General features: G+C 62.9%; 20 protein-coding genes. 9 read left to right on the top strand and 11 right to left on the bottom strand.

All coding sequences use genetic code 11. The features are described 5' to 3' along the window. Positions 1-46: 46 nt before the first annotated feature. Entirely contained in the window at positions 47-1,135 is a 1,089-nt protein-coding gene (gene recA / locus D4A92_RS18440; protein ID WP_006726107.1) for a recombinase RecA, read from the bottom strand. A gap of 242 nt (positions 1,136-1,377) precedes the next feature. Between recA and D4A92_RS18445 the strand changes: the two genes are divergently transcribed. Further along, positions 1,378-2,322 carry a carbohydrate kinase family protein gene (locus D4A92_RS18445; RefSeq protein WP_203016437.1) on the top strand — a complete coding sequence of 315 codons (945 nt, stop codon included), beginning with the start codon at positions 1,378-1,380 and terminating at the stop codon, positions 2,320-2,322. Between the two features lie 30 nt (positions 2,323-2,352). Beyond that, entirely contained in the window at positions 2,353-3,279 is a 927-nt protein-coding gene (locus tag D4A92_RS18450; RefSeq protein ID WP_006726105.1) for a pseudouridine-5'-phosphate glycosidase, read from the top strand. An 85-nt stretch (positions 3,280-3,364) separates the two neighbouring features. Here D4A92_RS18450 and cckA read toward each other — a convergent pair whose 3' ends face one another. Next, positions 3,365-5,989, bottom strand: a complete 2,625-nt coding sequence (gene cckA, locus D4A92_RS18455) for a cell cycle histidine kinase CckA (protein ID WP_203016438.1) — start codon at positions 5,987-5,989, stop codon at positions 3,365-3,367. 253 nt (positions 5,990-6,242) lie between these two features. Between cckA and D4A92_RS18460 the strand changes: the two genes are divergently transcribed. Then, positions 6,243-7,703 (top strand): flagellar biosynthetic protein FliO, encoded by a 1,461-nt coding sequence (locus D4A92_RS18460; RefSeq protein WP_203016439.1) that lies wholly within the window; start codon positions 6,243-6,245, stop codon positions 7,701-7,703. Positions 7,704-7,800: 97 nt separating this feature from the next. Here D4A92_RS18460 and dksA read toward each other — a convergent pair whose 3' ends face one another. Beyond that, a complete protein-coding gene (dksA, locus tag D4A92_RS18465; protein ID WP_006726101.1) occupies positions 7,801-8,220 on the bottom strand; it encodes an RNA polymerase-binding protein DksA in 420 nt (139 codons plus the stop codon). Between the two features lie 275 nt (positions 8,221-8,495). Between dksA and D4A92_RS18470 the strand changes: the two genes are divergently transcribed. The 4 genes from D4A92_RS18470 to D4A92_RS18485 all read left to right on the top strand — a co-directional run bounded on the left by D4A92_RS18470 (position 8,496) and on the right by D4A92_RS18485 (position 12,374). Continuing rightward, positions 8,496-8,990 (top strand): SixA phosphatase family protein, encoded by a 495-nt coding sequence (locus D4A92_RS18470; RefSeq protein WP_203016440.1) that lies wholly within the window; start codon positions 8,496-8,498, stop codon positions 8,988-8,990. Positions 8,991-9,120: 130 nt separating this feature from the next. After that, complete coding sequence (locus D4A92_RS18475) at positions 9,121-10,593, top strand: YcjX family protein (protein ID WP_203016441.1); 1,473 nt, start codon at positions 9,121-9,123, stop codon at positions 10,591-10,593. Next, the gene (locus D4A92_RS18480; RefSeq protein WP_203016442.1) at positions 10,590-11,690 is read left to right on the top strand and encodes a YcjF family protein; all 1,101 of its coding nucleotides are present in this window, start codon (positions 10,590-10,592) and stop codon (positions 11,688-11,690) included. The genes D4A92_RS18475 and D4A92_RS18480 overlap by 4 nt, the downstream gene beginning before the upstream one ends. A 141-nt stretch (positions 11,691-11,831) precedes the next feature. Continuing rightward, complete coding sequence (locus D4A92_RS18485; protein WP_006726097.1) at positions 11,832-12,374, top strand: hypothetical protein; 543 nt, start codon at positions 11,832-11,834, stop codon at positions 12,372-12,374. A 27-nt stretch (positions 12,375-12,401) separates the two neighbouring features. Here D4A92_RS18485 and folK read toward each other — a convergent pair whose 3' ends face one another. From folK to folP, 3 genes are read right to left on the bottom strand one after another with little or no spacing between them, the layout of a single operon-like run. Beyond that, positions 12,402-12,926: a 2-amino-4-hydroxy-6-hydroxymethyldihydropteridine diphosphokinase gene (gene folK, locus D4A92_RS18490; RefSeq protein WP_203016443.1), complete on the bottom strand. Its 525-nt coding sequence runs from the start codon at positions 12,924-12,926 to the stop codon at positions 12,402-12,404. Continuing rightward, a complete protein-coding gene (gene folB / locus D4A92_RS18495; protein WP_203016446.1) occupies positions 12,907-13,278 on the bottom strand; it encodes a dihydroneopterin aldolase in 372 nt (123 codons plus the stop codon). Before folB ends, folK begins: the two co-directional genes overlap by 20 nt. Continuing rightward, the gene (gene folP / locus D4A92_RS18500; protein ID WP_425958097.1) at positions 13,275-14,075 is read right to left on the bottom strand and encodes a dihydropteroate synthase; all 801 of its coding nucleotides are present in this window, start codon (positions 14,073-14,075) and stop codon (positions 13,275-13,277) included. Before folP ends, folB begins: the two co-directional genes overlap by 4 nt. A 178-nt stretch (positions 14,076-14,253) precedes the next feature. Here folP and D4A92_RS18505 point away from each other — a divergent pair, with 178 nt between their 5' ends. Next, the gene (locus D4A92_RS18505) at positions 14,254-14,880 is read left to right on the top strand and encodes a DUF922 domain-containing Zn-dependent protease (protein ID WP_006726093.1); all 627 of its coding nucleotides are present in this window, start codon (positions 14,254-14,256) and stop codon (positions 14,878-14,880) included. Between the two features lie 293 nt (positions 14,881-15,173). On the opposite strand, the gene D4A92_RS18510 is transcribed toward D4A92_RS18505, so the two are convergent. Both D4A92_RS18510 and D4A92_RS18515 read right to left on the bottom strand, forming a co-directional pair. Continuing rightward, positions 15,174-15,494: a 2Fe-2S iron-sulfur cluster-binding protein gene (locus tag D4A92_RS18510; RefSeq protein WP_006726092.1), complete on the bottom strand. Its 321-nt coding sequence runs from the start codon at positions 15,492-15,494 to the stop codon at positions 15,174-15,176. A gap of 118 nt (positions 15,495-15,612) precedes the next feature. Further along, positions 15,613-15,987: an Hpt domain-containing protein gene (locus D4A92_RS18515; RefSeq protein WP_203016449.1), complete on the bottom strand. Its 375-nt coding sequence runs from the start codon at positions 15,985-15,987 to the stop codon at positions 15,613-15,615. 472 nt (positions 15,988-16,459) lie between these two features. Between D4A92_RS18515 and D4A92_RS18520 the strand changes: the two genes are divergently transcribed. Continuing rightward, positions 16,460-22,300: a hypothetical protein gene (locus tag D4A92_RS18520; protein ID WP_203016450.1), complete on the top strand. Its 5,841-nt coding sequence runs from the start codon at positions 16,460-16,462 to the stop codon at positions 22,298-22,300. Positions 22,301-22,411: 111 nt separating this feature from the next. Here the strand turns inward: D4A92_RS18520 and D4A92_RS18525 are convergent, their stop codons facing one another. The 3 genes from D4A92_RS18525 to D4A92_RS18535 are packed head-to-tail and all read right to left on the bottom strand — an operon-like array spanning position 22,412 to position 25,260. After that, complete coding sequence (locus D4A92_RS18525; RefSeq protein WP_425958099.1) at positions 22,412-23,047, bottom strand: ABC-type transport auxiliary lipoprotein family protein; 636 nt, start codon at positions 23,045-23,047, stop codon at positions 22,412-22,414. Between the two features lie 26 nt (positions 23,048-23,073). Further along, the gene (locus D4A92_RS18530) at positions 23,074-24,447 is read right to left on the bottom strand and encodes an MlaD family protein (protein ID WP_006726088.1); all 1,374 of its coding nucleotides are present in this window, start codon (positions 24,445-24,447) and stop codon (positions 23,074-23,076) included. Between the two features lie 3 nt (positions 24,448-24,450). Further along, complete coding sequence (locus D4A92_RS18535) at positions 24,451-25,260, bottom strand: ABC transporter ATP-binding protein (RefSeq protein ID WP_203016451.1); 810 nt, start codon at positions 25,258-25,260, stop codon at positions 24,451-24,453. Positions 25,261-25,270: the final 10 nt, after the last annotated feature.

Raw genomic sequence — 25,270 nt, forward strand, 5'->3', positions numbered from 1 at the left:
CTCGAAGGAAACGCGGCCGACAAATCAGTCGAAGATGGACGGCAGTTTACGCGTCGTCGGCACCATCAGCGTCATTCGCGTCGGGCCCGCCATTCTGCAGGAACTTCTCGGCGATCAGACCGGCATTCTGGCGCAGTGCCATCTCGATTTCCTGGGAGACGGCAGGATTGTCGCGCAGGAAGAGCTTGGCGTTTTCACGCCCCTGGCCAAGACGCTGGCTGTTGTAGGAGAACCAGGCCCCGGACTTCTCGACGATGCCGGCCTTGACGCCGAGATCGACGAGCTCACCGGTCTTCGAGACGCCTTCGCCATACATGATGTCGAATTCCACCTGCTTGAAGGGCGGTGCCATCTTGTTCTTGACGACCTTGACGCGGGTCTGGTTACCGACGACCTCTTCGCGATCCTTGACCGCGCCGATGCGGCGAATGTCGAGACGCACGGAGGCGTAGAACTTCAGAGCGTTACCGCCGGTCGTCGTTTCCGGCGAGCCGAACATGACGCCGATCTTCATGCGGATCTGGTTGATGAAGATGACCATCGTCTTCGACTTGGAGATCGAGGCGGTCAGCTTGCGCAGCGCCTGGCTCATCAGGCGGGCCTGCATGCCCGGCAGGCTGTCGCCCATTTCGCCTTCGATTTCGGCGCGCGGGGTGAGCGCTGCAACGGAGTCGACAACGAGCACGTCGATCGCGCCCGAGCGCACCAGCGTGTCGGTGATTTCGAGTGCCTGCTCGCCTGTATCCGGCTGCGAGATCAGAAGGTTCTGCAGATCGACGCCGAGCTTGCGGGCATAGACCGGATCAAGGGCATGTTCGGCGTCGACGAAGGCGCAGATGCCGCCCTTCTTCTGCGCTTCGGCAATGGTCTGCAGCGCAAGCGTCGTCTTACCCGAGCTTTCAGGCCCGTAAATTTCAATGATGCGCCCCTTCGGCAGGCCGCCAATGCCGAGCGCGATGTCGAGGCTGAGCGACCCCGTCGAGACCGTCTCGACTTCGACCACGCTCTCGTTCGCGCCGAGTTTCATGATCGAGCCCTTGCCGAACGACCGTTCGATCTGCGAGAGCGCCGCTTCCAATGCCTTGCTTTTATCCACCGATTTGTCCTCTACCAGCCGCAAAGAATTCTGTGCCATTTGATCCACCTTTAGGTTATTGAGGCCGCATAGGCAATGAAGCCGCCGATGGGGAATATGTACTCTTTTTGTTCTAATTTTGCAAGAGCAAGCGAAGCGGTTGAATCTAAACCGTTTTCGAGCCCGTGTTCGAACGATGTTCCGCGCGGCGGTGCGAGCACGTCTGTGAGGGGCGCAGCTCCAAGGCAGACCGTGGCAAGCGTCGGTTCGATTCGTGTTTCGCCAATGCTGGAGGCAGGCCCATGACGACCGAAATTCTGGCGATCGGGGGCGCTCATATCGACCGGCGAGGCCGCATATTCGGTGACACGAAGCCGGGTGCGAGCAATCCCGGGCAATGGTTCGAGGAAGTCGGAGGCGGCGTCTTCAACGCGGCATGCAATCTCTCCCGCCTGGGCCACTCGGTCCGCCTGATTGCACCGCGCGGCGGGGATGCCGCAGGTCAGATGGTGGCGGATGCAGCCGAACGCGCCGGTCTCGACGACCAGCCCGTGATGTTTCTCGATCGCGCCACCCCGAGCTATACGGCCGTCCTCGAGCGAGACGGCAATCTGGTCATCGCCCTCGCCGACATGGCGCTTTACGACGCCTTTTCGGCGCGGCGGATGCGGGCGCGGTCGATGCGCGACAGCCTCACCGAGGCAGATCACGTTCTGGCCGACGCCAACCTGCCGGCGGACACCTTGACCGCTCTGGCGGCAAGTTGTCATGCAGCTGGCAAGGGACTGTCGGCCATCGCGATTTCGCCGGCCAAGGTGGTGAAGTTCGCGCGCGCCCTGCCCTTTCTCACCCATCTTTTCATGAATGGCGCGGAGGCCGAAGCGATTGCCGGCCAGCGCCCCGAGCGGGCTGAGCATTGGCCGCACCTGTTGCGCGCCAAGGGCTTGCGCGGCGGCAGCGTCACGAGCGGCGGTGGTCCCACCGTCGTCTTCGATGAAAAGGACATAGCCCTGATCGTGCCTGAACCGCTCGAGCAGATCGCCGATGTCACCGGGGCCGGCGATGCCTTCGCCGCCGGTTTCCTGCATGCCCGCCTGTCCGGCGCGACACTGGACGTGGCACTGCGCCAGGGCACGGCAAGTGCTGCGATCACCCTCGCCTGCCCCAATGCGACGGATGAAAATCTCTCATGCGAGAAGCTTGCACGTCAAATGGCTCTTGTCCCGCCGCCCCGTTTCCTGTCATGAGACCCTGAATTTCTAACGGAAGATCCCCCCATGACCCGTTCCATATCGCCTCTTCTGCCCATCACCTATTCGAGCGAAGTCAGCGCCGCCAAACAGCGCGGCGCACCGATCGTGGCACTCGAATCCACCATCATCACCCATGGAATGCCGTATCCGGGCAATCTTGAGATGGCCCGCAGCGTCGAGGACATCGTCCGACAGCAGGGCGCCGTGCCCGCCACGATCGCCGTCATCAAGGGCGTGCTGCATATCGGTCTGGAGCCGGCAGAACTTGAGGCGCTGGCGCAGATGGAGCATGTGATGAAGCTGTCGCGCGCCGATCTCGCCTTCGCGATCGCCGAGCGCCGCAACGGCGCGACCACTGTCGCGGCAACGATGATCGCTGCCTACCGTGCCGGCATCCATGTCTTTGCGACCGGCGGCATTGGCGGCGTGCATCGTGGCGCCGAAGAAAGCTTCGACATCTCCGCCGACCTCGAAGAACTGGCGCGCACGGCAGTGATCGTCGTTTCGGCGGGCCCGAAGGCGATCCTCGACATTCCGAAGACCTTGGAAGTGCTGGAAACGCGTGGCGTGCCCGTCGTCACCTATGACAGCGAAGACTTCCCTGCCTTCTGGTCGCGAAGCTCGGGCCTGAAGAGCCTCCTCAACTTGCAGAGCCCGGCCGCGATCGCCAATTTCCAGAAAATGCGCGACCAGCTCGGCATCGATGGCGGCATGCTGATTGCCAACCCGGTTCCGGAAGCCGACGAGATCCCGCGCGAGGAAATGGAAATCTATATCAGCCGGGCGCTTGCCAATGCCGAGCGCGACGAGATCGCCGGCAAGGCAGTGACACCTTATCTGCTCGACAATATCTTCCACCTCACCGGTGGTCGCTCGCTGAAGACCAATATCGCACTGGTCGAGAACAATGCCCGTCTGGCAGCCGAGATCGCCGTCGCCATGAACGGCTGATCGGCCAAACGCACGTCAAACAAAAAAGCCCGCCGGATCGCTCCGGCGGGCTTTTTTGTTTGTTGATGGACAGACACGAAAAGCCTCAGCCTTCGCCGTCCAGCATTTCGCGGACTGCCACAGCCAGTTGCTTCAGCGAGAAGGGCTTGGGCAGGAAGCCGAACTTGGCATCAGCCGGCAGATTGCGGGCAAAGGCGTCCTCGGCATAACCCGAGACGAAGATGAACTTCAGATCCGGATACTTCTTGCGCAGTTCGGTGAGAAGGGTGGGGCCGTCCATCTCCGGCATGACGACGTCGGACACCACGATGTCCACCTCGCCATCCAGCTCTTCCATGATGTCGAGCGCCTCGACGCCGGATCCGGCCTCGTGGACAGTGTAGCCGCGCGTCTCCAGCATACGTTTGCCGCCACGCCGCACCGCCTCTTCGTCTTCGACGAGCAGAACGACGGCAGACTTGCCGGTGAGATCCGGCGTCTCCTGGGCCTCGGCTGCCCCTTGAGCCGGGGCGACCGTGATGGTGTCACCATTGACGGTCGCGTTGACGGCTTGCCCTTCAGCAACCGGCTGCACCTCGGGCACATGGCGCGGCAGGAAGATGCGGAAGGTCGTCCCCTTGCCCACCTCGGACTCGGGATAGATGTAGCCGCCGGACTGCTTGACGATGCCGTAGACCATGGCAAGCCCAAGGCCCGTACCCTTGCCGACTTCCTTCGTCGTGAAGAAGGGCTCGAAGATCTTGTCCATGATCTCGGGCGCAATACCGGTGCCATTGTCGGCAACCTCGACCAGCACCATGTCTTCCGACGGCAGACCGCGATAACCGAAGCCTTCGGCCTGCTCGGCAGTGATGTTGTGGGTCGACACGGTGATCGAACCACCATCGGGCATCGCATCGCGCGCATTGACGCAGAGATTGATGAGCACCTGCTCGAACTGCGACAGGTCTGTTTTCACCGGCCAGAGATCGCGGCCGTAATCGACCTTGAGCTTGACATTCGTGCCCGAAATCAAGCGATCGACCAGCATTCTCAAGTCGCCGATCACGTCGGTGAGGTTCAAGACGCTCGGGCGCATCGTCTGCTTGCGCGAGAAGGCGAGCAATTGCCGCACCAGCACGGCGGCACGATTGGCGTTGCGCTTGATCTCCATGAGGTCGGCAAAGCTCGCATCCGATGGCCGCGCCTGCAGAAGCAGGTGGTCTGAGGACAGAAGGATCGCCGTCAGCACGTTGTTGAAGTCATGCGCGATGCCGCCGGCGAGTGTGCCAACCGCATTCATCTTCTGCGTCTGCGCCATCTGCGCCTCGAGCGCCTTCTGGTCGGTCACATCGACGGCATAGACGATCGCCGCCTCTTCCGGCGCCTCGTCGCTCTGGTCGATGACGGCGTTCACGTAGAAGCGGAAATGCCTGACGTCATTCGTCGGATGACGGCTGTCGATCGGCGAAATGTCGACCTGGCGGTCCATGGCGGCAGCGAGCGCGCCCCGGAAGCCCTCGCGTTCGCTTTCATGCAGCACCACCTCGATCAGCCCGTGCCGTTCGATCTCGTCGCGCGAGATGATGTCGGCAAAGAGCTTCATGAACGGGGCGTTGGTCCTGAGGATCCGGCCTTCGCCGTCGACGGACGCAATCGCCATGGGCGTATTGTTGAAGAAGCGGGTGAACCGCATCGAGGCGACAGAATCGGATTGGTCGCCGTTTTCGCTCTGGGTCCGCGCGAGGACGATCGAACGGCTCTCACCTGGCGCACCGTCGCGGGCAGCGCGGACTCGGTGCACGAGGCGTACGGGCAGGCTCTGGCCGTTCACGCGCCTGAGATCGAGGTCGAGCGTTTCCGTGCGGGCCTGGCCCGGTTCGGCCTGCACCGAATCGATCAGCGCCATGCCTTCCCCGGCCACGAGATCCGAGATTGTCATCGAGCCCGGGTTGAACTGGGTGAGATCGACCCCGAGCCATTCGGCGAGCGTCGCGTTCAGATAGTAGATCTCCCCCTTGCGGCCGGCGGAGAAGAAACCGGCCGGCGCATGGTCGAGATAATCAATGGCGTGCTGCAATTCCTTGAAGAAGCGCTCCTGATCGTCACGCTCGGCGGTGATGTCCGATATCTGCCAGACATGCAGCGGCTTGCCGCGTCCCTCGCCGGGCAACAACCGCGCCTTCAGCCGGTACCAATGGGCACCCGAGCCGTTGACCGTCTGATTGCCGAGCGGCTTCAGCAGCCGGAATTCCTCGTAGCTGTCGCGCCCCTCGCGAAGACCATTGGTCAGGCGGTAGAGCGCCTCGCTCGATTCCCGGTAGCGCGAGAGCAGCGCTTCGAGCGTCTGCACCTCAGTTGCCTTGCGCGCGCCGGTCATCGTGCCATAGGCCACGTTGGCGAAAACAATGCGGCCTTCGCTGTCGGTAATCAGCGTGCCATCCGGCTGGCTTGAGAGAAAACGGCGGGCCAGCGTGTCGCTGTTCGACTGCGGCATCACCTCGATGAAACCGATCACTGCCGAGACGATGAAGAAGATCCCCATCATCGCCAGGATACCTAGAACGCCGAGCACCACCTGATTGTCGAGCTGGTCGCGGAAAAAGATGAAGGCGGCGGATGCGGCGATCAGGGCAAGGGCCAGCAGCAGGATGCGCAACGCCATGCCGACGCCATTACGGCGATCGACCAGCGGGCCGTCTCCATCTTGATCATACTGCTTTCGTGTCATTGATGCCTCTTGCCTAACCGCACGGAAGATCCGACCTAGCGAGAATCGGCGCTTCCACCTGTTTATCAATATGCCGTAGCTGCAAAAAGCAAAGAAAGGGCCAGACGGCCCCGCTCGGCCGCTCCCCCACAGGAATGCCGCAATCCTGACCGATCTTGCCCGACCTTTCGCCCCCGCAACGTGGGCGCGGTCGCACGCAAGATTGCGGAAGGAGCCGTCTTCTGCCAGAAAGCTTGTCAAAAGGAGCACGCACATGCTGGATGAGCTGATCAACGCCTATGGCGACAAGTTTCTCGTGGCGGCACTCGGCGTCAGCCTCGCTTTGCTCTGCCTGTTCATCGTGCTCTGGCTCCTGCGCAACCGGGCGCCCTCGCCTTTCGTGCGCGGCGGTCGCAACCGCCAGCCACGTCTGCAGGTGCTGGATGCTGCTGCCGTCGATACCCGTCGCCGGATCGTGCTGGTGCGCCGCGACAATGTCGAACATCTGGTCATGATCGGCGGCCCGACCGACATCGTGATCGAAAGCGGCATTGGCGATGAGCGCCCCTACCTCAGCGCAAGGCCGATCCAGCCCCAGGCTTTGGCGGAGCAGCAGGATCTGGCTGAGACGACTGTTCGGCCGGCCCTTGCCGCCACCGAACCTGCCTCACCGGCAATCGCATCCGCCGCGGTCGCGTCCCCTGCCATCATGGCCAGCGCACCAGCAGAAGCGCCGGCCAGACGCCCGATGGCCGCGGAAACGCCCCGGCCAGCCGCCGTTTCACCGCAGGTCGATCCTCAGCCCATGCATGCGCCGATCGCCGAGCCACGTCGTCCGCAAGCCGCACAGATGCGTGGCCCAGAACCGGCCATCGAAACCGTGGTGACAGCCGCCCCGGTGGCAGCAGTTGCGACCGCCGCAGCGGCCCCCGTGGCAGCAGCGGCCATGACTGCACGCCCGGAAGTGGCGCCTCAGGTCCGGGTCCAGGCGCCCGCAGTCGAACCGGTCGCGCGTCCCGAACCGCCTGTCGAGCCGTCGCCGGTCCAGCCGACTGCAAGCCTCGAACCCATGATGGTCGCATCAGCGCCGACCGCGACCGCCCCGGTCGACATCGAACCGGTCATGCGCCGCAATGAGCCGATGATCGGCGTGGATGAGAGCCCCATGGAGGCCAAGACGAGCGGCACGCAGCCGATTGAAGCTTTCAGGATCGAGCCTGTCGAGCCGATCATGCGGAACGAGCTCGATGCCCGGAAGATCGAGGAGGTCAGGGTCGAACCACAAGTCGCAACGCCTAGCGTCATCGATGCGCCTGCCGCAGAAGATCTGCTGGAAGCGGCACGCCAACGGGTGCTCGTGCCGGTTCAAGCAACCGCCAGCGCGCGTCTCGTGGAACCGCAACGCATCGACCCGCAGGTGGAAAGCCAGCCCTCAGCCGGGCCGAGCGAACCCGAAGCGCGTGACATGAGCGACTTCGAGCGCGTCCTCGAAGAAGAGATGGCACTGCATCTGGCGACAGACCCGGCGCCGGCGCCGCAGCCTGCGCCTCAGACGCCCCAGATCCTGCCGGAAACCCGTGCCGACCGTCCGCGCCCGCCGATTGCCGCCATTTTGCCGGAAACAAACCGCGCAACGCCGGCTTCGCCTAACGCTTCGCAGCCGGCTCCAGAACCCAATCTGCAGAACGAGATCGCCCGGATCTTTGGCGAGATGTCCGCCAGCCGCAATCCCTGACGGGTCGGGGCACCTGCCGCGACGGCTCGCCGCAAAAAGAAAAGACCCGCCGGGGCGGGTCTGAATTCCTTCGAAATACAGGTCTGAGGTCTCGCCCTCACTCGTCGCGATAGACCTTTTCGCGGCGCTCGTGCCGTTCCTGTGCCTCGATCGACAGCGTCGCAATCGGGCGGGCATCCAGACGCTTCAGACCGATCGGCTCACCGGTCTCTTCGCAGTAGCCGTAAGTCCCGTCATCGATCCGCTGCAGTGCCGCGTCGATCTTGGAAATCAGCTTGCGCTGCCGATCACGGGCTCGCAGTTCGATGGCTCTGTCTGTTTCTGAGGAAGCCCGGTCTGCAAGATCAGGATGATTGGCGCTCTCTTCAGCCAGGTGGTCGAGCGTCTCACGCGCTTCGCGCAGGATGTCGTTTTTCCAGGCGATCAGCTTTGCCCTGAAATAGGCCCGCTGATTGGCGTTCATGAACTCTTCGTCCTCCGAGAGCACATAATTGCTAAGATTGATCTTCTCACTCAACGCGATTCTCCTGAAGAACATCTCAATGGGCGGGTGTATAACCTTTCAAGGCAACCGGTTCAAGCCTTCTGACTGTTTCCAAGCTATTTTTAAATCTGTTACATTTTTCATCTAAACTTCTATTTTTTAAGCATAAATTGCTTTCATCTCGATGGCGGATACATACTCCCCTACCGCGATGGGATGATACTGGCTTCGACGCGGCATGGTTGACGGCAAGGCCTAAGAACCGGTACGTCAGTTCACAAGCTCCATCGCATGTGGATACCTCAAGGATGACGCCCTCCATTCAGCTTCCCCAGCGCATCTATCTGCTGCGTCACGCGAAATCCGGCTGGGCCGAGCCCGGCGGTCGCGATTTCGACCGCAGCCTTTCGGATGCCGGCTTCGCCGAAGCGGAAATCCTGGCGGAAACAGCAGCCGACAGGGGCTATCGCCCCGATCTGGTGATATGTTCGACGGCTAAGCGTTGCAGACAGACGGCGGAGGCGATCAACCGCGTCTTCTCCGGCCTCGTCGAGTTTCGCTATGTCGACGCGCTCTACAACGCACCCGCCGAGGCCTATCTCGAAATCGTCAGCTCGACCCGCGGCGTCGAGGCCCTGATGCTCGTGGGCCATAACCCGGCCATCGAAGAAGTCTTTGCGCGGCTATGCGGAAACGACGTCATGGCCCGCACTGTGCCAGAGGGCTATCCGACATCTGGCCTCGCGGTGATCGACTCCATCAGCGAGGAAGCCTATGCGCTTCGGGACTTTCTGGTCGGCTGACCAGATCAGCCGAGACGCGTAGGTCGCCTCTTTTTTGCGCTGCACGCCCCGCCTATATGTAGAGAAATGGCGTTGACGGCCGCTTGCCGCCGATGAGCCAGACCCGCCACAGTCTCTGCAGGACGATGCCTTGCCCCCATCCCTCACCAGCCTGACCGACGAAGCCGCGATCGCATTCGACAATCTCGCCGACCGCGCCGCCCATCTGGTCAATCCGACCATCCGGCTCGGTGTGACGGGATTGTCGCGGGCGGGCAAGACGGTCTTCATCTCCTCGCTGGTGCACAATCTCCTGCATGGCGGTCGCCTGCCACTGTTCGAGCCGCTCCGTTCCGGGCGTATGGTCGGTGCAGCTCTGCAGGAGCAGCCCGATGACGCTGTGCCGCGCTTCCAGTACGAGGACCACATCCGCGCACTGGTGGAGGAGCGGGTGTGGCCGGACTCGACCCGTGCGATCTCGGAATTGCGGCTGACGATCGAATACAAGAGCGCCAGCACCTGGAACCGGATGCTGTCTTCGGGAAAGCTGTCGATCGACATCGTCGACTATCCCGGTGAATGGCTTCTCGACCTGCCCTTGCTGGGGCAGGACTACAGGACATTTTCCGAAAACACGGTCAACCTCGCCGCCTCCGGCGTTCGCTCGGAACTGGCCCGTGAATGGCTGGCGCTCGCAGCAGCGGTGGATCCCGATGGGCCGGCAGACGAGATGGTGGCAAAACGCCTGGCCGAAGCCTTCACCACCTATCTGCGGCTTTGCAAATCGGATGAGCGCTCCCTGTCGACGCTACCGCCGGGGCGCTTCCTGATGCCGGGCGACCTCGACGGCTCGCCGGCCCTGACCTTTGCTCCCCTTCCCATCCTGCCGGAGGGTCGCGCGCCCAAGGGGTCGCTGCGGGCGATGATGGAGCGTCGCTTCGAGGCCTACAAGTCCGTCGTGGTCAAACCCTTTTTCCGCGAACACTTCGCACGGCTCGATCGCCAGATCGTGCTCGTCGATGCCCTGCAGGCGATCAACCGCGGCCCCGAAGCCGTCCAGGATCTCGAACGGGCGCTCGGCGACGTGCTCGCCTGCTTCCGTGCCGGCTCCACCAATGTGCTGACGGCGCTTGTGCGCCGCCGGATCGACCGGGTTCTGGTTGCCGCCACCAAGGCGGACCATCTGCACCACGAAAGCCATGACAGGCTGGAGATCCTCACCCGACGCCTCGTCAACCGCGCGATCAAGACGATCGGTATGAGCGGTGCCGGCATCGAGGTTATGGCGCTCGCCTCCGTGCGAGCGACCCGCGAAGCCAATGTGAAACAGGATGGCCACGATCTGCCGGTTATCGTCGGAACTCCGATGGCCGGCGAGCGCATCGGCGACGAACTCTTCGACGGCAAGCGCAAGACGGCGGTCTTCCCCGGCGATCTGCCGCGCGATCCGGAAGCCTATTTCCGCTCGATCGACGAAAACGACGCCTCCGCTACCCTGCCGGATCTCAGCATCGTGCGCTTCAGGCCGCCCGAACTCGACGAGAAGCAGGGCATCACTCTGTCCGTGCCGCATATCCGCCTCGACCGGGCGCTGCAATTCCTGCTCGGAGACCGTCTCGCATGAAGAAACCGACCGTACCTCCGACCGGCCCACCTCCATCATCCCACCCTGATCCCCAGAGGCGGCCGGCAGCCTTCACCGTGGAGCCAGAGGCGCCGCGCACCCGCACGGCCGAAAACCGCGCGCCACGCAGCTTTGCCGGCGACGTTGTCATTGTCCCCGACGACCAGGACCCCTTCATCGCCGCAACCGAGGCCCTGCCCGAAGTGCCCGTCGCTGAACCGCGCCGCAGACGTTTCTCCTTCGCCAAGCTTGCGACCGGTGCCTTCGGGCTCCTCCTGTCGCTCGCCTTCGGCCTTTGGGTCGACCGTCTGATCTCGGATCTCTTCGCCCGGGCCGACTGGCTCGGCTACCTCGCGATTGGCGCCCTGGCCATCGGGCTTCTGGCGCTGATGGTCGCGGTCGGGCGCGAGCTCGTCGGGCTCTGGCGCCTCGATACCGTTCAAGACCTCAAGGTTGAGGCGGAAGCAGCGGCCGAGAGCGGCAAGCGGAAGCAGGCGGCCACGGTCGTGAAGAAACTGACCGCACTCGTCGCACATCGTGCCGAGACTGCGCGCGGCCAGAAGACGCTAGCGGCTGTCGAAGACGATATCATCGATGCACCGCAGCTGATCGAGCTTGCCGAACGGGAATTGCTGTCGCCGCTTGATGTAAAGGCACGCGCCCTGATCTTGAATTCGGCGAAGCGGGTTTCGGTCGTCACCGCCGTCAGCCCCCGTGCCGTCGTCGACCTCGCCTATGTCCTCTTCGAGGTGGTGCGCCTCGTCCGCAGCATGGCGGATCTCTATGGCGGGCGCCCCGGATCTCTCGGCATGCTGCGGCTGCTCCGCGATGTCTTTGCCCATCTCGCGGTCACCGGTTCGATTGCCATTGGCGATGGCCTTGCCCAGCAGGTGCTGGGTCATGGCCTTGCGGCGCGGCTGTCCACTCGCCTCGGCGAAGGGGTGATCAACGGCCTGATGACAGCCAGAATCGGCATCGCCGCCATGGACCTCTGCCGCCCCCTGCCATTCCGCGCCGCCAAGCGCCCTGGCATCGGCGACTTCATCGGTGACCTGACGCCGTCGATGAAGGGCAAGGATGGAACAAAGACCGGGTGAGGCAGACGGGTCACACCCGAGAAACCAGTGAGTTTTGCCGATTGCCGATCACCCGATTTGAGGGTATTGGCAAGGATGCATTAACCATTTTTCCGCTAGGGTCTTCGCGGGGTTTCTGGTTTCTCGTACCAAGGCAAATCGATGTTCTCTCGCTCTTCGACATTCGGCCGTTGCGCCGCGATCCTTGCCGTTGCCGCATTGATGCCGGTCACGGTCGCTGATGCTGCTTCGCGCGACAAGCGCTTTTTTGAATCCGTCGCCGGATCCTGGAAGGGACCGGGCGAGATCGTTGCCGGAAAATACAAAGGCACCAAGTTCACCTGCAATCTCATCGGCCTGCCGGCCGAGGGCAAGGAAACCGGCCTGAAGTTGGACGGCACCTGCCGCGTTGGCATGTTCAGCCAGCCGATGTCAGCGGTGATTTCTCAGGCCGGCGGCAGCTACAAGGGCCAGTTCCTGGATGGCGCAGACGGTAAGGGCCTCGACATCGTCTCGGGCCAGGTCACCGGCAACCGTGCGGTCATGGGCATCAATCGCGCCAAGCTGAACGGCGCCATGGTCGCGCGCCTCGAAGAGGGCGATGCGATGAACATCACAATTTCAGTGAAGGTCGAAGACCGGATGATTCCTGTCATCGGCCTCAAGCTGAACCGCCAGGCAACCGCCATGGCCGAGAACGACTGATCTGCCTGTTAACCTTCGGCTAGAAGTTCAACCGCGCCACCAGGCGCGGTTTTCGTTTGCAACGGCAATGCCGGTCCGATCGACCTCCGCGAGCCAGCTAGCGACCGCCCGCCCCTTCACCTGAAGCTGCGGATCGATGTCGGCAAGCGGCATCAGTACAAAGGCGCGCTCCGTCATCCGCGGATGCGGAACCTTCAGATGCTCCGCATCAATGACCCGATCACCGAAGGTCAGGATGTCGATGTCGATGGTCCGCGGGCCCCAACGCTCGACACGAACCCGTTTCATCGTCCGCTCGATCTCCAGACAGGCCGCCAGCAATTCCTGCGGCTCGAGAAGGGTCTCGACCGCCGCACAGGCATTGTAGAAATCGGCCTGATCCGTCTTGCCCCAGGGCGGCGTGCGATAGAGACGCGACACGGAGGTCACGCGACAATCGGACCGCTGGTCGAGACGGCGCAGCGCTTCGGCCATCGCCGTGACGGGATCACCGACATTGCCGCCAAGCCCAAGTGTCGCGGCCTGCCAGCGTTTAGTTTCTGAATTGCTCAATACTCACCTGCACATGGTCTAGGATGCCGGCGATCGGCGCACTCGGCTTGCGCACCGTGATCCGGCAGCGCAGCATTTCGGGGAAACGGTCGATCAGCCCGCGCGCAATCGCGAGCGCCAGCGCCTCGATCAACTGCCGGCGGCTGCCGGTGACGATGTCGCGGATCACCTCGAAGGCGATACCGTAATGCACAGTCCCGTCGAGCGTATCAGTCTCTGCGGCAGCAAGCGCATCAACGTCGAACTCCGCATCGACGAAAAAGCGCTGTCCGAGCACCCCCTCCTCCGGGAACACGCCGTGATGGGCGAAAAAGGCACAGTTCTTCAGGGTGATGGTGAAAACACCGCTCATGCAGTCTTATCCTTCATCGCAGCAATCCGCCGCTCGGTTGCGAGCATAGCATCGGCCATGACCAGGGCATCCCGGTTGATCGCGACATTGTGCACCCGGAAAACGGAGGCCCCCTTCAAGCGAAGTGCTACGGTCGTCGCAGCAGTTGCCACGTCCCGGTCGGCGGCATCCCGACCGGTCAGCGCACCGAGAAATCGTTTGCGCGACGTGCCGGCCAGGAGTGGCAGACCGAAGTCGTGCAATTCCTCGAAGCGCGCGATGAGCTCCATGTTCTCCTCCGGGCTTTCCTTGGCGAAACCGAAACCCGGATCGAGCACGATTGTTTCCAGCGCCACACCGGCCCGCTCGGCGATCGCAAGCGAGCGCTCGAGAAATTGCCGCTGATCGGCAATGGGATCGGCCAGCTTCTCGCGGCCGCGGCCGGTATGCATGATGCAGAGCCCGGAGCGATGCTCGGCCGCGACCTTCGCGATGTCGGGTTCCCGCTGCAGGCCATGCACGTCATTGATAATATGCGCCCCGGCCTCGACGGCTGCCTTCGCTGTGGCCGCTCTATAGGTGTCGATGGAGATCAGCGCGTCGGTTTTCTCACGGAGCGCCGCGATCACCGGGACGACGCGACCGATCTCGTCATCGACGCTCACTTCAGCCGCACCCGGGCGCGTCGATTCACCGCCGATATCGAGGATCTCGGCACCCTGATCGACGCAAGAAAGTGCGTGCCGGACGGCCGCATCGACAGAATTGTGCAGACCGCCGTCGGAAAAGGAATCCGGCGTCACATTGACGATGGCCATCAGTGCGCCACGCGCGGCGAGGTCGAGCGTGCGCCCGTGTCCTACACGCCAAATTGTATGCTCAACTCTGGCCACCAGACCTTCGGACCCCTCGACGGAAAAGCATGAAGCTGCGATAGTGCAGACCGGGTTGGCTATGCCCCAAGGGCGCGGCGAATACAACATTGCGGAAAAAAGAATGAAGCACTCCCGCCGTCTTCGGGCCGCCGTGATCATGGCAGTCCTGACCGGCCTATCCCTGCCGCTTTCGGCCAGCGCGGACGTCGTCGTCCAGAAGTCCATCACCTACTTTCAGATCGGCGGACGCACGGCAGCCGAACTCGATGCGGAACTGTCGCGCAAGGGGCCCTTCACCCAGTCAAGCGGCAGTCGCCATCCTGGTGCCACCCAGATCCGCTTCGGCGGCGACCTCACCTACACACGACGCGGGACCCGTTGCGCGATCGACGACGTGCGCGTCACCGTCGAAACAAAGCTCATCTTGCCGCGCTGGAAGAACCGCAAACGCGCCTCGACCGAGATGGCGCTCTTGTGGGATGCCCTATCGGCCGACATCAAGCGGCATGAAGAGCGTCATGCCGAAATCGCGCGCCAGCATGCAAAACTGCTCGAACAGAGGCTGATGAAGCTGCGGCCGGAGCGCAATTGCGAGATCCTGCAGGATCGGGTCGCAGTCGTCACCGACGAAGTGACAGCAGCCCATGACACGGCGCAGATGCGATTCGATCGTGTAGAGGCGAAGAATTTTCAGGACCGCATGCAGCGGATCCTGCGCTACCGCCGCGAATCCCAGGAAAATCAGTAGAAATCACCCCTGAATTCCGAGGGGAAGTGTTGCTGCGACGCTTCGGCTTGCACGAAGCTTGCGTGATGGCCTGTGAATAACCGGCGATTTCTGGGCGTGGCCCTTGATACAAATCTGAAATATAAGTGTCATCGAATACGTTGCATGAGCGTAACCGATTTCCCCGTTCTCCCGGCGCGTCCTGGTGCCACAGGTGTTTCCTCCCTCGCCTGGTTGGCGATGCGCCCGCTTGCCCCGCTTTCGTGAAAACGAAAGCGGGGCTTTTTTGCGCGGGATAGCGCTGACAGGTGGGCTTAGCCCTGGCGCTCGGGCACGTGGACGACCAGCCCCTCCAGAGCCGCCGTCACCTTGATCTGACAGGAAAGCCGCGAGGTCGGACGGACGTCGACAGCGAAATCCAGCATGTCCTCTTCCATGGCCGACGGCTGGCCGACCTTTTCGGACCATGCATCATCGACATAGACATGACAGGTGGCACAGGCGCAGGCACCGCCACATTCGGCATCGATCCCGGGGACCGAGTTGCGGACGGCGTTTTCCATGACCGTGGAGCCGTCGGCTGCCGCGATGTCGAAACGTGTGCCGTCGAATGCGATGATGCTGATGTTTGCCATGAGTTCCTGTCCAGACTTCGCCTTGTGAAAACCGGCGAAGTCATCTCCCAAATCGGAAAGTCAGTCAACTCACGGCGAAGCGATCATGGGATCGCTACTCGTCGCTATCGTTTCCAGCTCAGCGGGCGAGCTTGAGAATGAAGTGTTCGGCTTCGAGCACGGCAGCCGCAACGGATGCGAGTGCATCTGGATTGGCGCCCTTGGTCTCGAGGAGATCGGCCGCAGCGGCAACGCGCAGCGCACCGACGGCCATGGCGGCATTGCGAAGCCGGTTGGCGGCGGCCTTCACCTCTACCTTGCTCCGATCACCGGTGAGCACCACCAGGCAACCGCGAGCCTGACGCGCGAAGATCTGCAGGATCTCGCTCTCCACGGCCTTGTCGCCCTTGGTCTGGGTCGCCAGATGAACGAGATCGATCGGCCGCTGTTGCGCGGGAGTGAGGCCATGCAGGTTGTCCGGAGCCTCGAATGCGATATTGATTGCTGCTGCCATGCCCTTGATCCTGATTTCTTGCTCTTTGCTGCCGCCAGTTTGCGGCCGCCCTATGGGCATCGCGTTAAAAATGCTGAGGATGGCGGCAAAAAGCTAAAGGTATGGTTAATGGAAATTAAACCCCGGCTGGGATTGGCTTTTCAGCCGCAACCTTGATTGAAATACTGTTAACAAGAGCCACGGGACCAGGCACCGCGAAAGCGCATTAATTGTATCGGATGACCAAATGTGTCAGTACGATACGGTTGATTGGGCAAAAGTGCGTGAACTTTGCCCGCAAGCCAGTCGGTGCTAGATCTTCCGGCGGGAACGCCGGCTGTCAGCGGCCGCACTGTAAAAGAAGGAATTTCGTCTGGCGTGGCGGCAGGCGGGGTTTCAGGTAAACGGTGAGGTCCGGATACGGCATGGCGATGAGCGGCATCGCCGCTTCAGTCCGTCCTCCCGAGAGTAAGCGGTAACGAGGCGTAACCCTATGGCGAACAAGAAGACCGACTCGATTGACGAGAACGCGTTTCAGGCTCTCGAGGCGGCCCTGAGCATCGATTTCGACGGTGAGGAAGCCGCCGCGCCACCCAAGGCACGGTCTCAAGCACGCGCCCCGGAGGCAAATGTGTCCGATAGTATTCCGCGTTCCGCCGCAAAGAAGACGATCGAGCGGCGATCTGCCCGCGCCGGCGAGCTCAATCCTGAACCGGCCCCCAAGGCGCCCGCCTTCGCACCGGCCAATGACGGCTCTCGCCGCACACCGTCTGCCATTCTGAAGTCGCTGGACGGTGCGTCGCTGACCTCTGCTCTGCGCAATGCCGCCGTCGTGTCGGCGCTCTGGGTGGTCGGCGCCCTCGGCCTCACCCAACTTCTGTACGGCGGCACGATCTGGCAGGCTGGATCGATTGCGGACATCGTCGCCATGCCGGGCGTGGTCGCCATCGTCGTCGGCACCTTCCTGCCGATCATGCTGTTCTTCGCCTTTGCGATCATGATGGCCCGCGCCCATGACCTGCGCAATGCAGCCCGCTCGATGGCGGAAGTGGCGCTTCGTCTGGCAGAACCCGAAACGATCGCCTCCGAACGCATCATGACCGTTGGTCAGGCCGTCCGTCGCGAAGTGTCAGCGATGAACGAAGGCATCGAGCGCACCATTGCCCGCGCCACCGAGCTCGAAACACTCGTTCACTCCGAAGTGACCGCGCTCGAGCGCAGCTACACCGACAACGAGCTGCGCGTCCGCGGTCTTGTCCACGAACTCGGCGCCGAGCGTGACGCGATCGTCAATCACGCCGAGCGTATCCGTTCTTCGATCGTTGGCGCCCACGAGCAGCTCAAGGAAGAGCTGTCGCTGGCAACCGAAGAGATTTCCGTACGCCTGCAGACCTCCGGCGAAGCCTTCGCCTCGATGATCGACACCCGCGCGGCAACGATCATGGAGAAGTCCGACGCGGCCGTGACCGCACTCGGCTCTCTGCTCGCGCACAAGACGGAAAGCATGGTCCAGACGCTGGCCGCGTCCGGCATGTCACTGTCGAACGAGTTCGACACGCAGCTGCAGTCGCTGACCTCGACGCTCAGTGAGCGCGGCCGCGAACTCCTTGGTGAATTCGAAACCCGGGCCTCTACCCTCGACGCCAACACGGAAAAGCTGAACGCCGCCCTCAACGAGCGTGCCCGCCAGCTGAACGAAACGCTTGTCGAGCGTACGCGTGATATCGCCGAGACCCTCAAGGGCAGCGAAAGCGCGATCACCTCGTCGCTCGACGACGTGCTCGGACGCCTCAACAGCTCGCTCGACGAGCGTGGCCGCAGCTTCCGCCAGAGCCTGCAGGCAAGCGCCGACGACGCGATCGTCGATCTCGACCTGCGTTCGGGCCTGTTCGAGGATCGCTTCCAGACCACCATCGGCCAGATCAACGCGACCTTCGACCAGCGGGTCGCCGAGTTTGCCAGCGCCTTCGATCAGCGCTCGGGCTCGCTCGACTCCAAGCTGATGGAAAGCCTCGCTCGCATCAATGAGACTGTGAACGGCGGAACGGATTCGATCAGCGGCATCCTGAGTTCGAGCATCGAGCGTCTTGGCTCGACGCTGACCGACCAGTCGCTTGCGCTTGCGATGACGCTGAGCACCAGCCAGGAGATGCTTGACAGCTCGATGTCCGACCGCGCCCAGGAAATCGCGGAAGCGATGTCGGCACGCGCGGCGGCTCTGACCGAGAGCCTGGAAAGCGCCCAGAAGCGGATCGACCAGGTCATGGAAGAGCGCAGTGGCTCGCTCTACAATGCGCTGACCGACAACCAGTCGCGTTTCGAGCAGACGCTCTCGTCCCGCGCCGAGCACATCGTCAACGCGCTTGAAACCAATCAGGACCGTTTCGCCGAGACCCTCGACACCAAGGCCCGGGGCATCGCGAGCCTGGTCGAAGGTCAGAGCGAGCAGCTGATCGACGCTCTCAACACCAAGAGCCTCGAACTCGACCTGACGCTGACCGCCCGTACCCAGGATCTCTCCGAAACGCTGAACGACAGCCAGCGCCGGATCGACGAAACTCTGACCCAGCGCGCCTCCGCGATCATCGAGACGGTCGCCGATGCGGACCGTCGCATCGACGCGGCCTTCAGCGAGAAGGCAGAGACTATCCGCAACGCCTATGGCGAAAACCAGGAGCGGCTGGAACTTTCGCTTGCCAGCCACACCTCCTACCTAACCTCGACGCTGGAAGACGCCACCGGCGACATCGAGCGTAGCCTTGGCCAAGCCTCCGGCCATATCGCGGAAACTGTCGCCAACGGCATCTCCGAGCTCGAAACCCGACTGGGTGCGAGCCAGCAGCAGCTGGATACCCTGCTCACGACCGCCTCGAGCACGATTTCGAATACCGTCGCCGACAATGCGAGCCAGATCGCAGAAACGCTGAAATCCGGCGTCAACGACATCGACGGCCGTATCGCCGAGACCGGCGCCTATCTGCGCTCCAGCCTGGATGCCGCAACCGGCGCACTCGCAACCACACTTGGCGAAAACACCGACCGCATCGCCCAAACGATCGACCAGGGCGTCAACGCGATCGACGACCGTCTGGTCAACACCCATGACCGGATCCGCGCCACGCTCGACGACAGGACACAGGCGATCACGGCGGCCATCGGCGACGCACGCGATGCGCTGGATTTGAGCCTCGGCGAACATGCGACATCGATCGGCGCCTCCGTCGCCGCGAGCGCCGGCATGCTCGAAATGTCGCTCGAAGATCACGAGGAAAGCCTGCGCAAGGCGATCGACGAATCGAGCCGTGCCCTGGACGAGCGCCTGCGTGGCACCGCCGGCGCCTTGACGGAACAGATCCGCGACGCAGCCGACGACATCACCCGTTCGGCGCAGGGCTTCTCGGGCACGGTCGAACAGTCCGTCTCCGGCATGACCAGCCGCCTCGACGAAACCAGCACCCGCATCGAACAGAGCCTCGGCACGCTTGAAGACCGTCTGCGCAACGGCCTCGACGGCGTCGACGCCCGGGTCAACGATGCCGGCGAGAAGTTCGCTGCCCGCCTCGACGACAAGGTCGCGACGATCGAACGTGTCGGCGCAGAAGCCAGCATGCGCGTCGCTCAGGTCCTCGATGAAGGCACCACCCGTGTCGCCGAAACCTTCGACAGCCGCACGCCGGTCATCGAAGAGCGCCTGGCGACCATGGACCGCGCCCTCAATATCGGCCTCGAAAACGTCAATCGCACCATCGAAGGTAAGGCAGCCGGTCTCGCAACCGCACTGCGCAGCGCCGTTACCGACGCTGCCCGCGACCTCGATGCCGAAGCCCAGCGCTCGGTCGATCGCTTGGCGGCCACCACCTCGCAGTTTGCCGAGCAGATCGGCGAACGCAGCGCCGAACTCAACCGCACGGTCGAGGAGCGCTCGGAGGATCTCGCACGGCGCATCACCGACACCCAGAACCGCCTCGCCGGACAGGCTGCGACGATCGCCGAAACCTTCTCGCAGGCCGGCGATGTCATCAGCAACAAGGTGAACCAGGCAGAAGCGCTGGTCAGCGCCCAGGTGGCCAACCTTTCGGGTACGCTTGGCGAAGTCAGCACCACGCTGGAACAACGCGCAGCCGCCATCCGTGACGCGATTTCCGGCAACACACAGGAACTCGCCGCTGCCATGAACGAGGCAGAAAAGGCACTCGAGGCGCGCGGCAACTCCATCCGCGACGCGATTTCAGGCAATACCCAGGAACTCGCCACCACCATGAACGCGGTGGAGAAGGCGCTGGAAGCCCGCGGCAATTCGATCCGCTCGGTGCTCGACGACCGCACCCGCGAGCTGAACTCCATGCTCTCGACACGCTCGGCCGAACTATCGCGCCTCATCGACGAGAAGGCAGCCCCCGTGGTCGCCTCCTATGCCGAGACCGGCCGTGCAGCCGCTGAGCAGATCGCTGCGGCAGCCGAACAGAGCGCAGAGCGCCTGCGCGCCGAAAATGCAGCCCTCGTCGACGCGATCAACCAGCGCACCGACCGCGCTGTCGCGACGCTCGGCAATGCCGAACAGAACCTCGTTGCCAGTGCCTCGCAGCTCATCGAGCGCCTCGGCGACAGCAATGTCGGCCTGTCCACGATGATCGACCAGGCGGTCCAGAGCATCGGCTCGCTCGACAGCCGCCTCGGTGCGACGGCAAACCGTTTCAGCGAAACGGCGAACCAGGCAACCGACATGCTCTCGACCTCGAACCGCCTGCTCGACGACAAGCTCGGCCGCCTGACTGCCGTCTCCGGCGAGACGCTGCAGCAGGTATCGTCGATCGTCAGCCGCTTCGGCGACCACACCCAGGTGCTGGGCAAGGCCTCCGAACTTCTCTCAGCCGCCCAGTCGAACCTCGTGGGCACGCTCGAAGAACGCCAGCAGGCTCTCCGCGATCTCTCGATCGGCCTCGTCAAGCGCTCGGAAGAGATCGAAACGACGATGCAGACCCTCGGCAAGATGGTCGAGACCGCCTTCGATCGCGCCGAAGAGCGCTCAGGCCAGATGGCCGGCAACCTGCGCCAGAGCGTCCAGGCCTCCTTCTCCGATATCGGCCAAATCCTCGGCGAGACAGAGAAGCGCGCCCAGTCGACGGCTGCCACCATGCGTGACAGCGTCCAGGCCTCGTTCTCCGACGTCGGACAGATGCTTGGCGAGACCGAGAAGAAGGCGCAGATCACCGCCGCCAACATGCGCAACGCTCTGCTGTCTGCCGAACAGGAAGCGCAGGTTTCCATCGACAAGACGCTGACCGAGGCCGAGAAGCGTTCCGGCGAACTGGCAAACCGCCTGCGTGGCGGACTGGCAGTCTCGCTCAACGATATCGACCACCTGCTCGGCGAAGCCGGCCGCAAGTCGGAAGGGGCAGCCGCTGCCCTCCGCCAGGCCATGCAGGAAGCCGTCAGCGAGGCCGTTTCCCGCTTCACCGGTGCTACCGACGAGATCCGTCGCTCGGCCGTCGATATCCGCAAGGAACTCGACCTGACCCGCAACGAGCTGAAGCGCGGCGCCTTCGACCTGCCCGAGGAAGCCAAGGAAAGTGCTGCCCAGATGCGCCGCGCCGTGGCCGAGCAGATCAAGGCGCTGCAGGACATCTCCCAGCTCGTCGGCCGTACCAGCCAGACGCTGGAAATCTCCGAGCCGGTCGCCCGCCGCCTGGCCGAAGCCCAGCCTGAACCGGTCCGTCGCCAGCCAGCTGCAGCACCCGCACCGCAGCCACAGCCGCCGGTGCGCCAGACCGAGACCCTCGGCCTGCGCGGCAGCCTGGCAACCGAAGCCTATGGCCAGCAGAGCACGGCCACGACACGCGCCGAAGGCGGTGGCTGGATCAGCGATCTGCTGCGCGGTGCCTCGCGTGAAGAGCCGCAGGAAGCTGCTCCGACCCGCCCGGCCCCTGCTCCGCAGCGCCCGGTCGCCGAAAGCCAGCCGGCCCGCCAGGGTGACACCCGCAATCCGCGTCACATGGTCGAATCGCTGAACTCGCTCTCGGTCGACATCGCCCGTGCCATCGACCACGACGCCTCGGTCGATCTGTGGCGCCGCTACCAGCGCGGTGAGCGCGACATCTTCACCCGTCGCCTCTACACGCTGAAGGGCCAGCAGACCTTCGACGAGATCAAGCGCAAGTACGACCGCGAGCCGGAATTCCGCGTCGCCGTGGACCGCTACATCGCCGATTTCGAGAAGCTGCTTTCGGACGTGGCCCGCACCGACCGCGACAAGTCGATTACCCAGTCCTACCTGACCTCGGACACGGGCAAGGTCTACACCATGCTCGCCCACGCGGCCGGCCGTTTCAGCTGATGACCGGATAGGAGCCGGTTATCCGGCTCTGATGCATAAAACGGAAAAACCCCGGATCAGCTTACTGATCCGGGGTTTTCTTTTGCTCGTCTGAATTGGAATTGCCGTCGGTCAGATCGATTGCAGCGTCCAGGCAACGATGTCGGCCGTCACGCGGGCAAAAGCACGGTCGAGTGCCGCGACGTAAGCCGCATTGTCCGAGCCGGAGGACGGGACTTCGGCGCGGAAGACACGCTGTGCTTTGACGGTGCCATTGCGGTCGTTGAGCAGCTTCGCCGAGATCTCGACGACGCCGCGATCCGTTCCCTCGGCAGAGATTTCGAAGGCACGCACATCGGTGATCAGTTGGAAGTCGATCGCCAGTCCCTGCCCCGGCCGTCCGACGCCACCGAGGCGCCCGGTGTTTTCGAAGGCGACCACGAGTTTGGACTGAACAACGCGCGTGAGGCGGTCGCTCCACTGCGACTGCGACAGATAGCGGATCTCGGCGCCGGATACGCGCACCAGGATCTGCTCGCTGTCGAGCGCCTTGAGCGCCGACGGATCGGCCACCAGAAGCTGCCGGTTGCGGGCGCTGGCAGATGTTGCCACCTCGCTCACGGAAGCAGTCAGATCAAATGTGTCGTTGTTCGCTTTCGAGCCACAGGCCGCAAGGCCAAGGCCCAGGCCCGGCACGAGCACCGAGGCCAGAAGCAGCCGCCGGAACCGTGTCACGCCCGCCACCCGCTTCACGCCGATCCTGTCCATGCTGTCGTCCTTTTCGGTGCTGCTCGTCATCGGCGTGTCCGTCCGTCGAATTCCTTGACCGTATCGCCGCCGAAGAGCAGGCGCTGCGGATCCTGGTCGAAATTGGTGATCGCGTCGTTCAATCCGCGAACGGTGTTGCGCGTATCGTTGACCAGTGTCTGGATATCGCGCAGGCCCGTAGCCGAGAAGCGCTGCAGATTGGCGGCGATCGGTCCGATCTGAGAGTTGAGATTTTCGGCGGTCAATCGGATGGCCTCGAGCGTCTTTCGGGCTTCGACGCTCAGCGAATTTGCGTCCCCGGAGCCAAGGAACGCATCAACCTTCCTAAGGATCCCGTCAACCTGCTCGGACGAGGTGTTCAAGCGGTTCGCAAGCTGCGTGAAATCGTCGATCGCACGGTCGATATCGTCCTTGCGACCGGTGATGCTGGTCGACAGATCCCGGAAGCCGGCAATCGCCTCACGCGCATCAGCCGTTGCAACAGAGACATCGTCGACCACCCGGCCAATCTTCTGGCTATCCACTGCATCGATCAGACTGGAGACCTTTTCAAGCGTCTGATCGGCATTGTTGCCGAAGCGCTGGAAAGTGTCGGCAGTCTCGCGGAAGCTGTCGATCGCAGGTCCGATGCTCTTCGAGGCTTCCGCGAAGCTCGCGGTTGCCTGCTCGGTATTGGTCAGGATCTGATCGATCTTGTCGGAGTTGAGCGCCCTGAACAGATCTTCAGCGGCTGACAATGTCGAGTCGAGACGGCCGGACAGGCCGGAAACGGAATCGGAAAGGGCGCTGACACTCTGCAGGAATTGATCGATACCCTGGGCATTGTCGGCGAGCGACTTCGAAAAGGTCTCGGCGTTGCGCACGGTGTTCGTCAGCGGTGTCCGCGCATCCTCGATAAAGCCCTGCAACTCGGCCACGGCGCCGTCGGCGCGCTGAAGGATGCGGTCGGCCGTGGAGAGAAGATTGGTCACGCTCGACTGGTCGGCGGTCAGAATGGCTGGTTCACCGGTATCGAGCGCCCGCTGCAAGATCGCGTCGCCCGACCCCGGTCCGCCGCCGGAAAGCTCGACATAAGCCGCACCGGTCAAACCCTGAATCTCAAGAACGGCTCGCGTTCCCGAGGTCACAGGTGCATCAGCGCGCACCTCCGTGAAGGCGACCGAGAAGTTCGGATCCTCGTTGTCGATGTAGAGATTGCGCACCGAACCGACGGAGATGCCGTTGAAGCGCACCGGCGAACCGATGCTCAGACCGTTGGCGGAGCCAGGGATACGGATCGCAAGCGGCGCCATTTCTCCGCCCCTTCCATATTCCGCCATCCAATAGACAAACCCGAAGGCGGCCCCGATGACCAGCATCGTGAAAAAACCGACGATCGCGTAATTGGCTTTGGTTTCCATGGCTCACTCTACCGTATGTCCGGCGGATTGCTCCGGCCGGGGAATGGAACGGGCACGCTTGCCCCGGAAATAGGATTGAACCCACGCATCATCGAAGGCGAGCATATCGTCCAGCGTGCCCTCGACCAGAACCTTCTTCTGACCGAGGACTGCGATACGGTCGCAGACGGAGAAGAGGCTGTCGAGATCGTGGGTCACCATATAGACGGTCAATCCGAGCGTATCGCGCAGTTGTGCGATCAGTTCATCAAATTCGGCAGCCCCGATCGGATCGAGGCCGGAGGTCGGCTCGTCGAGAAAGACGAGATCGGGATCAAGTGCCAGCGCACGCGCAAGCGCCGCGCGCTTGATCATGCCGCCGGACAGTTCCGATGGATACTTGTCTGCTGCATCGGGATGAAGGCCGACCAGTTCGATTTTCAGATAAGCGAGCTCATCCATCAGCCATTGCGGCAGGTCCAGATATTCTCGCATCGGCAGCTGGATATTTTCCTTCACGGTCAATGAAGAAAATAGGGCGCCGTGCTGAAAAAGAACCCCTAGGCGCGTATCAAGCGCCATGCGTTGTGCGTCGTCGACCGCATCGTAATCCGCACCGAGGATCTCGATCGTGCCGGAGCGCCGCGGCAGAAGCCGGAGAACGGTGCGCATCAGGACCGACTTGCCGGCACCCGATGCCCCGACGAAGCCGAGGATTTCGCCCCGGTAAATGTCAAGATTGAGCTTGTCGAGAACGATCTTCTCGCCAAAGCCGACGGTGAGATCCTTCACCGACAGGATGGCTTCGCGCTTTTCGGAGGACGTGGAAATCATCTGGCCCTCC

Source organism: Rhizobium rosettiformans, assembly GCF_016806065.1.
Classification (GTDB): Bacteria; Pseudomonadota; Alphaproteobacteria; order Rhizobiales; family Rhizobiaceae; genus Allorhizobium.

Bases quoted from the DNA above. Each gene is read 5' to 3' on its own strand.
- D4A92_RS18510 (WP_006726092.1), bottom strand. From the start codon at position 15,494: ATGGCAAACATCAGCATCATCGCATTCGACGGCACACGTTTCGACATC.
- D4A92_RS18485 (WP_006726097.1), top strand. From the start codon at position 11,832: ATGTTCTCTCGCTCTTCGACATTCGGCCGTTGCGCCGCGATCCTTGCC.
- D4A92_RS18515 (WP_203016449.1), bottom strand. From the start codon at position 15,987: ATGGCAGCAGCAATCAATATCGCATTCGAGGCTCCGGACAACCTGCAT.
- D4A92_RS18470 (WP_203016440.1), top strand. From the start codon at position 8,496: ATGACGCCCTCCATTCAGCTTCCCCAGCGCATCTATCTGCTGCGTCAC.
- folP (WP_425958097.1), bottom strand. From the start codon at position 14,075: ATGGCCATCGTCAATGTGACGCCGGATTCCTTTTCCGACGGCGGTCTG.
- D4A92_RS18525 (WP_425958099.1), bottom strand. From the start codon at position 23,047: ATGGACAGGATCGGCGTGAAGCGGGTGGCGGGCGTGACACGGTTCCGG.
- D4A92_RS18460 (WP_203016439.1), top strand. From the start codon at position 6,243: ATGCTGGATGAGCTGATCAACGCCTATGGCGACAAGTTTCTCGTGGCG.
- D4A92_RS18505 (WP_006726093.1), top strand. From the start codon at position 14,254: ATGAAGCACTCCCGCCGTCTTCGGGCCGCCGTGATCATGGCAGTCCTG.
- D4A92_RS18535 (WP_203016451.1), bottom strand. From the start codon at position 25,260: ATGATTTCCACGTCCTCCGAAAAGCGCGAAGCCATCCTGTCGGTGAAG.
- D4A92_RS18480 (WP_203016442.1), top strand. From the start codon at position 10,590: ATGAAGAAACCGACCGTACCTCCGACCGGCCCACCTCCATCATCCCAC.
- folB (WP_203016446.1), bottom strand. From the start codon at position 13,278: ATGAGCGGTGTTTTCACCATCACCCTGAAGAACTGTGCCTTTTTCGCC.
- recA (WP_006726107.1), bottom strand. From the start codon at position 1,135: ATGGCACAGAATTCTTTGCGGCTGGTAGAGGACAAATCGGTGGATAAA.
- D4A92_RS18530 (WP_006726088.1), bottom strand. From the start codon at position 24,447: ATGGAAACCAAAGCCAATTACGCGATCGTCGGTTTTTTCACGATGCTG.
- D4A92_RS18450 (WP_006726105.1), top strand. From the start codon at position 2,353: ATGACCCGTTCCATATCGCCTCTTCTGCCCATCACCTATTCGAGCGAA.
- cckA (WP_203016438.1), bottom strand. From the start codon at position 5,989: ATGACACGAAAGCAGTATGATCAAGATGGAGACGGCCCGCTGGTCGAT.
- D4A92_RS18445 (WP_203016437.1), top strand. From the start codon at position 1,378: ATGACGACCGAAATTCTGGCGATCGGGGGCGCTCATATCGACCGGCGA.
- D4A92_RS18520 (WP_203016450.1), top strand. From the start codon at position 16,460: ATGGCGAACAAGAAGACCGACTCGATTGACGAGAACGCGTTTCAGGCT.